At 40.0% G+C, this 8,646-nt stretch carries 7 protein-coding genes; all 7 read left to right on the top strand.

The window, feature by feature from the left end; genetic code table 11:
• Positions 1-335 (top strand): 2-oxoacid:acceptor oxidoreductase family protein (locus J7K93_09195; GenBank protein MCD6117177.1); only part of this gene is annotated, 335 nt, incomplete at its 5' end.
• A gap of 429 nt (positions 336-764) precedes the next feature.
• Positions 765-1,526, top strand: a complete 762-nt coding sequence (locus tag J7K93_09190) for a hypothetical protein (protein ID MCD6117176.1) — start codon at positions 765-767, stop codon at positions 1,524-1,526.
• Between the two features lie 381 nt (positions 1,527-1,907).
• Positions 1,908-4,310: an FAD-dependent oxidoreductase gene (locus tag J7K93_09185; protein MCD6117175.1), complete on the top strand. Its 2,403-nt coding sequence runs from the start codon at positions 1,908-1,910 to the stop codon at positions 4,308-4,310.
• A gap of 4 nt (positions 4,311-4,314) precedes the next feature.
• Positions 4,315-4,719: a 4Fe-4S dicluster domain-containing protein gene (locus tag J7K93_09180; GenBank protein ID MCD6117174.1), complete on the top strand. Its 405-nt coding sequence runs from the start codon at positions 4,315-4,317 to the stop codon at positions 4,717-4,719.
• A 3-nt stretch (positions 4,720-4,722) separates the two neighbouring features.
• A complete protein-coding gene (locus J7K93_09175; GenBank protein MCD6117173.1) occupies positions 4,723-5,619 on the top strand; it encodes a CoB--CoM heterodisulfide reductase iron-sulfur subunit B family protein in 897 nt (298 codons plus the stop codon).
• A gap of 33 nt (positions 5,620-5,652) precedes the next feature.
• Positions 5,653-6,393: a (2Fe-2S)-binding protein gene (locus J7K93_09170; GenBank protein MCD6117172.1), complete on the top strand. Its 741-nt coding sequence runs from the start codon at positions 5,653-5,655 to the stop codon at positions 6,391-6,393.
• 12 nt (positions 6,394-6,405) lie between these two features.
• Positions 6,406-8,067 (top strand): FAD-binding protein, encoded by a 1,662-nt coding sequence (locus J7K93_09165; GenBank protein MCD6117171.1) that lies wholly within the window; start codon positions 6,406-6,408, stop codon positions 8,065-8,067.
• The last annotated feature ends 579 nt before the right edge of the window (positions 8,068-8,646 follow it).

Here is an 8,646-nt window from a genome sequence, read left to right as displayed (position 1 = left end):
CTCCCCAGATTGCTCCGAAGGGTACAATGCTGATTGAAGAAGAACTCGTAACAGTTTCAAACCTTCCCGAAACTGTTAAACTTTTTGGAATCCCAGCAACGAGAATAGCAGAAGAACTTGGAAGAAAAGTGGTTCTGAATATGGTAATGGCAGGATTTTTTACTGCTGTAACAGGTCTCATTAAAAAAGAGGCAATGAGAAAAGCTGTTGAAGATTCGGTTCCCCCTGGTACTGAGGAGCTTAATCTTAAAGCTTTTGACAGAGGATGGGAGTGGGGTAGGGGAAAGTGGATAGGGGTGGGGGATAAAAAAACTTACCACGAATTACACCAATGACACGAATAAAAATAATTGGTGTAAAGTGAATAGTGAATAGGCCGCCCCGCTGCCCTACCTTTTTTTCTCGCAAAGCTCGCAACGGACGCAAAGAAAACAAATAAAGTGAATAGTGAAAAGGGAATAGTTTTAACAGGCCGTCCTGCCTCTACACACTTTTTTGTACCTAAATTCACGAATTAATACGAATTTTATCTTGCTTACAAGAACCTGCTGACCTTTACCACATCAAGGCATTAACAACTCCTGACAGGTAAAATTTATACATCAAACAAGAAATATTTTACCCAAAAATATTACTTTCTGTTTGCAATCAACAATTTATTTAAAATTTGTAGCTCATTTATTACTGTTTTTCTGTTAATTTCGGAACGATTTTAGCATTGAACAAAATGTTCAGGAATGATTACTTTTCAGGAGGATTGGAAAATGAATAAAAAGACTAAATGGTTCATGCTTACTTTCCTGGTTTTTACACCAATACTGATGCTGGTATTTTGCACTAAAAGCAGCAATATGGTTGTTGTTGAAAATAATGATTTGAATCAACAAACATTCAAATCCACAGGCGGAGATTCCGTCGATGTGCCTGAATTTGTTGATGTAAATTATATAGAACTTGATAAAATTCACAGAATTTCAAAATTCCGCTCAGCAGAAGGCCACGACTACTCTGATGATTTTGAATCGTGTAGAAGTATGAAACACTACTTTTGGCCGGACAGCAGCATTGACTGGGCAGCAATTAAAATTTTCTCCCCTGTCTCAGGAACAGTTGTACGTTTGTATGAAGAGTGGGCCGGAACTCAGGTTCAGATACAGTCTTCAAAATATCCAAAATTTATATTTACTATCTTTCATATAAACTTGGTGAATCCTCTTCATGAAGGGGATTCAGTAACCGAAGGCCAGCAGCTGGGTACTCACATCGGCTCACAGACAATGTCAGACATAGCAGTAGGGTATGACACATCTGAAGGATACAGGCTCGTTTCATATTTCCAGGTTATGACAGATGCTCTGTTCCTCAGTTACAAGGGCAGGGGAGTTGATTCACGGGATGAATTAATAATTTCAAAAGAGGCAAGAGATGCAGACCCTCTTGGATGTAATGGCGAAACTTTTTCTACAAGCGGCACTCTTGAAAATTGGGTTACTCTGAATTCAGGTTACACAGGTATAGTGATGTAGAGAGGAATATGATATTCTCTTAATCTTACAGGAAGTTTTTATGGGAAATATTAAAAAGAAGAGAGGAAATATAAAAAATATTAATTATTAAATTTTTTAATAATTAATATTAGAAAATCTACCTTGATTTATGATAGTAATTTATGTAAGTTTCGCTATTCAATTTTTGAGCTTATTTAGTTCGTGTTTCTGATTTAATTTAGTGTTTTAAATTTTATTCTTATACGATTTATTTGTAGTAGTTCTTTGCTTTGCCTGTTTTAAAGCAAGTCTTTTCTTGCCTGTGGTTGTTTGTTTTGCCGATATTTGCATACCAAATGTCATTTATATCCGGCAGGATGCTTGTTTAATATCAAACAAATAATAAGGTATTATTAACAGATGAAAAGAATCGGTGTTTATGTCTGTCATTGCGGCGGAAATATTTCTGAAGTTGTTGATGTAAAAAAAGTTGCTGAAACTGCAAAAGAGCAGGGAGAAGTTGTTCTTGTCAGGGATCATGAACACATGTGTTCTGAAACAGGGCAGAATCTTGTTATTGCAGATGTTAAAGAACACAAACTAGACAAAGTAGTAATAGCTGCATGTTCTCCTCAGTTTCAGGGGCCTACATTTAAAGCTACTCTGGAAAAAGCAGGCTTGTCTCCCTATGTACTGGAAATGGCAAATATCCGCGAGCATTGTGCATGGCCCCATTTCCATTCTCCTGACGAGGCAACTGAAAAAGCAAAAGGCCTGACCAATATTGCAATAGCAAAAGCAAGGCTTGATGAGCCGTTAACGAAAAAGAAGTTCCCTATCGGGAAAAGAGTACTGGTTGTGGGCGGCGGTATTGCAGGGATACAAACATCCCTTGACCTCGGAGACGCAGGATTTGATGTTTCCCTTGTTGAAAAAAATCCGTCGATCGGCGGAAAGATGCTTCAGCTGTCCCGAACATTTCCTACAGAGGATTGTGCCGCATGTATATTGTCTCCTAAAATGGCAGATGTTACATCAAATGAAAATATCCATCTCTATTCATATACAGAAGTTAAAGATATAAACGGATATCTAGGCAATTATGAAGTTACATTAGAAAAAAAGGCTACATACGTTGATCCTGACAAATGTACAAGCTGTGGCCTCTGTGCAAATGTATGCCCCATTAAAGTCCCGAATGAGGTTGATGAAGGGCTTTCAGAAAGAAAAGCAATATACTTAGCTTCTCCTATTGCAGTACCCCATTCTTATCTGATTGATGATAATGTTTGTATAAAGTGCGGCAGATGTGTTAAGGTTTGCGATCCGAAAGCTATTGATCTTGAAAGTTCAGGAGAACAAGAAAAACTGACAGTGGATACAGTTGTAGTTGCAACGGGATTTGATATATTTGATGCTCACCGTAAAGCTGTTTACGGGTATGGAAGATTTGAGAATGTAATAACTTCATTAGAGCTTGAAAGGATGATTGTTCATTCTGCAGAGGGTAACCCGCTTCGGCCTATGGGCAAACGGATTGCTTTTATCCAGTGCGTAGGGTCAAGGGACGAGCAGGTAGGAAATGAGTACTGTTCAAGAATATGCTGTATGTATGCAACAAAACTTTCTCAGCTTATTAAAAGGTCGGATCCTTCGAGAGATGTTTATGTATTTTATACTGATTTAAGGGCTTACGGCAAGGGATTCGAAGAATATTATAAAAGAGGGCAGAACGAGGGTGTTAAATTTGTAAGGGGGCGGCCTGCAGAGCTTATTGAAGATCCTGAAACCAAGAAGGTTATACTGCGAGTAGAAGATACTTTAACAAGATCACTTATAGAATCGGAGTTTGATCTTGTTGTACTTTCAGTAGGGCTTGAACCGAACAAGGGGACAGAAAAAGTTGCAGATATGCTAAGGCTTGCAAAGAGCCCCGACGGTTTCCTGCAGGAAGCACACCCCAAGTTCAGGCCTGTTGATACTCTTACAGATGGAGTTTTCCTTGCGGGAACAGTGCAGGGCCCCAAAGATATTCCCGATACAGTTGCACAGGCAAGCGCTGCAGCGGCTCGGGCAATAAGGCTTATGAATAAGGGAGAGTACGATGTTGATCCTGTTATGGCCTTTATTCATACAGATACATGTGACGGGTGTGGACTCTGTGTTGAACACTGTCCAATGCATGCAATATCAATTGTAGACAGAAAGACGGATGAGGGCAAAGGTTCCTCTCCCCAAATCGCTGAAATTAATGAAGCAATGTGTAAAGGCTGTGGCAGCTGTACTGCATACTGCCCTCAGGATGCTCTTGACCTTCACTGCTATACAACTGATCAGCTGCTTGCTGAGGTTGAGGCCGCTATGGCTGATAAAAAAGTGGGCGACTATAGAGTCCTTGTATTTGCTGATGATATGACTGCTTACAGGCTTGCTGATAATGTTGGTACTGCGAAAAAAGCCTACTCTTTGGATTCAAGAATAATTCGTGTTCCAAGCGGCAGCAGAATAACCCCCAAACTCATGCTTCAGGCTTTCAGTCTCGGAGCAGACGGCATTCTTTTTGGAGAGAGTGAACAGAAATCCAATCCTTATTCACACAGCGTGGTTACAATCCAGGAAAACGTATCAAAGGTTCAAGAGATATTAGAAGAGTACGGGGTTGAGAAGGACAGAGTTCGTCTTGTCCAGTTTGTAACAGTTATGCTTACCGGATTTGTGGATAACATTAATGCTTTGTCTGATTTTGTGAGAAACCTGGGCCCGGTTCCTGAAGATGTAAAAGAAAAACTGGGTAAAACAATAGACGAAAAATTATTCGGATAATATTATGGCCAGAAAAATAGTAATAACATCGGAAAATGTCGCTTTTTTAAAAAAAATAAGCGAGCTTTCCGATCAGGTAATAACAAGGTGTGACCAGTGCGGAACATGTTCCGGAAGCTGCCCAATGGTTGAAGAGATGGATATTACTCCCTCGGAGATTATGCGCATGGTGCAACTGGGCCAGAAAGAAGTGATGGATACAAAAGCCATGTGGATATGCGCCTCATGTTTTGCATGTACTGTAAGATGCCCGCGCGGCCTTGATGTATCCAAAGTCGCTGAAGCCCTTAGGCAGGTAAAACTTAGACAGGCTATTGATTATATTGATATTAACGGGATCCCGGACGAAGAAATGGAAAGACTCCCTCAAATTGCAATAGTAAGTAGTTTCCGAAAGTTTACAGGATAAAAAATGAAGATACCATATTTTCCAGGCTGTACATTAAAAACAACTGCAAAAAATTTTGAGATTTCCGCTCTCGAAGTTTCAAAGGTTCTTGATATTGAACTGATTGAACTTCCCAAGTGGAACTGCTGCGGAACAGTCACTTCTTTGACCAGTGATGATCTTATGCACCATCTTGCTCCCATACGTGATCTCATCAGAGTGGAAGAGATGAATGAGAGCGGTTTAGTGGATAATGAGTTCAGGGTAGTCGCTCTGTGCACTATGTGCTTTAATGTGCTTAAAAGATCAAACCAGAGAATAAAAGAGCGGCCTGACGAATTTAAAAAATTGAATGATTTTATGTATCTTGAAAAAGATTATCAGGGCAAGGTGGAAGTAATCCACTATATGGAGCTCTTGAGGGATATTGATTTCAGCAAGGTTTCCGAAAAAGTCAAAAAGCCTCTTAAAGGCCTGAAAGTATCTCCCTATTACGGCTGTCTCATGCTTCGCCCCAAAGAGGTGGGTATTGATGATCCCGAATCTCCTACTATTCAGGGTGACCTTTTAAGCTCAATCGGTGCTGAAGTTATTGATAATCCTTTTAAAACCAGGTGCTGCGGAAGCTATCAGACAGTCCGTGACAAATATGCAGTTGCTGAACTTGCATATGATATAATTACCCGGGCCAGAAAGAACGGTGCTGAGATGATTACATCAAGCTGTCCGCTCTGCCTGTTTAATCTTGCTGACAGACAGAAAGAAGTGATGGAGAGACATCCTGAATTTGAACCGATGCCTGTGCTTTATTTTACTCAGCTTATGGCACTTGCATTCGGTCTTGATGAAAAATATTTCGGATTTGAAGATAATTTTATAGATCCCAGGCCGCTTTTGAGAGAAAAGGGCCTTTTAAAGTGAGAGGTAGCTATGGCTGAGAAGAAAATAAACTTAATGGATACTGTAAGGGATGCAAGTAAGGGCGTAATATCCGGTATTGATAAGAAAGATGTTGAACACTGGGTAGAAATCTATTTTCTCGGGAAAGCCTATCAGGTACCTGCAGGCCTTACAATTATGCAGGCTCTTGAGTATGCAGGATACAGGCTTATAAGGAGCTGCGGGTGCAGGGCAGGATTCTGCGGTGCATGTTCTACAGTGTTCCGTAAAAAGGGAGAATATAAACTGCAGACTGCAATGGCATGTCAAACCAGAGTGGAAGACGGCATGTACCTTGTGCAAATCCCGTTTTCCCCTGCTGAAAAACCTTTGTATGATCTTGAAGAAGAGAAGTATGATGCTTCTGTATTTTTGAAATATTTTCCTGAAGTTGCAAGGTGTGTAAGCTGTAACACGTGTACAAAAGCATGCCCTCAGGATATTCAGGTTATGGATTACGTACAGGCAGCTCTTAAAGGAGATTATAAACAGGTTGCTGAACTCTCTTTTGAGTGTATTCAGTGCGGCCTTTGTGCAATCAGATGCCCTGCTGAGATAGTACAATACCATGTTGCTCAGTTCGGAAGAAGAATGTACGGCAAATACGGAATTCCGAGAGAAAAGAATGTTGAGAAGAGGGTCGCGGAAATTGCAAATGGCGAGTATGATAAGAAATTTGAAGAAGTTATGAATTTGGAAGAGGAAGAATTTCATAAAATATATACTGAACAGCAGAATACCAGAGAAGTATATTGAGGAGGCTCTATAATGGCCGAGCTTAAATTTATCGGTGGATATCCGACCTATATGCGCGAATCAATTAAAATGGTTGAAAAAACGCGTGCTGGAAGAATCGGAAAATTACTTGATCAGATGACACCTCAGGAGAGGGAAGATATCTTAAATCTTTGTCACCCTGATTATGCTCCCGGAGGAAAAAGGGAACTTAAAATCGGGCCTAATAAGGGAGAGATCGTTCCGAATGAAGTAGCAGATCTTCTCGAAGCATATCCCCTTATTGACCCTGATAAGATTGATTTATCCGCAGTTGATTATGAAACAGATATTTTGATCATAGGCGGAGGCCTTGCAGGAACAAGCGCAGCGCTGCTTGCGAATGATAACGGGATACCGGCAGACAGGATACTTCTTGTAAACAAACTGCGCCACGGCGATGCAAATTCAATGATGGCTCAGGGCGGAACTCAGGCAGCAGACAGGCCAAACGATTCTCCTGTCCTCCACTATATTGATGCGATGGGCGGAGGCCATTTTACAAATAAACCTGATGTTGTACGTGCACTTGTTGAGGATGCACCGGGTGTAATAAAATGGCTTGAAGGCCTGGGGGCACTTTTTGACAAGCAGGAAAACGGAGAATTTGTAGAGCTGACAGGCGGTGGAACTGCAAGAAGAAGAATGCACGCATGTACAGATTATACAGGAATGGAAGAGCTTCGTGTACTTCGTGACGAATTCCGGAACAGAAAAATTTCGATGCTTGAATTCTTCCCTGCAATTGAGCTTTTGACAGATGAAGATAATAAAGTTGTCGGTGCAATACTCTGGAATATGGAAACAGATGAGTATAAAATTGTAAGAGCAAAAGCAACTGTTCTTGCAACCGGCGGATTCGGAAGACTCCACATCAGGGGGTTCCCTACAACTAATCATTACGGTGCAACTTATGACGGGCCTGTTATGGCGTACAGAACAGGTGCCAAACTGAGGGATCCGGATACAGTACAGTATCATCCCACAGGCGCTGCATATCCTCAGCAGATTATCGGCCTGCTTTTAACTGAGAAACTCAGAACAAGCGGAGCTCAGCCTGTAAATGTTGACGGAGAAGAGTTTGTGTTCCCTCTTGAGCCGCGGGATGTTGAAGCAGCATCATTTATACGTGAGTGTTATATAAGAGATAAAGGGGTAAAAACACCTACAGGGATGAAGGGAATATGGCTTGATACTCCTTTGATTGATATCCTTAACGGAAAAGGTGCTACAGAAAAAGCATTCCCTGCAATGGTAAGAATGTTTCAGAGATTCGGTGTTGACATGGTAAAAGATCCTGTGCTTGTTTTTCCGACTCTTCACTATCAGAATGGCGGAATTGAGACGGATCCTGAAGGCTCAACTAATGTAAAAGGTCTGTTTGTAGCAGGTGAAATTTCCGGTGGTGTTCACGGAAAGAACAGGCTTATGGGTAATTCCACTTTAGATTGTATGGTATTCGGCAGGAGAGCAGGTATGCATTCAGCTGAATATGTTAAAAAGGGAGTGGATGTAGGAAAGCCCGGATTAAAACATGTTAAGAAATACGTTGACGAGTTGAAGTCTGCAAAAATAGAGACTGACAGAAAAGCTCCTCTGCTTCTTCCTGATTACAGGGGAAAGGCAGCACTTGCAAGAGGAATAGATATTTTTTAGATAGTTTTAATTATTCAGACATATAAAGATATTTCAAACAGGTGTTACTCTGTTAATTGGGTAACACCTGTTTTTTTTGAAGATATAGGGAGCGGGGTAAATTGATAATGAAATTTATTAATTGTGAAATACGGGAGATTGGAAGGTTGGGATTTTGTCAGAGCTATTATATATAAAAACATAAAGTGATGATGATGATTTACTGATAAAAAAGTGTGAGTTTGTTTTAAAAAGATCAGATTTAAAAGAATTATTATCAAACACAAACGTTTGCGTAAGATAAATAATAAAAAAATACTTGACAAATGGTATGTTTTTATTACCTTTGTAAATAACTTGATTATTTTAAGATGATTAAATCAATTGTTATTGTGAAATATTAGAATATCCAGTCGCAAAAAGGAGCAGGCTGTGAAAAAAATGGTCATTATAACCATTGTAATAATTTTAACAATGATTTTCATTACAGATGATTTGTTTTGTAAAAGTAAAAAATATAAATTATTTAACAGATATTTTACTTTTGTTGATACAATTTCCTTTGATATTGATTCTCTCCTTATAGGCGATATCAGTGAT

The sequence above is a fragment of the bacterium genome (assembly GCA_021158245.1).
Lineage (GTDB): Bacteria > Zhuqueibacterota > QNDG01 > QNDG01 > QNDG01 > QNDG01.
This window is presented reverse-complemented; position numbering and strand designations above follow the sequence as displayed.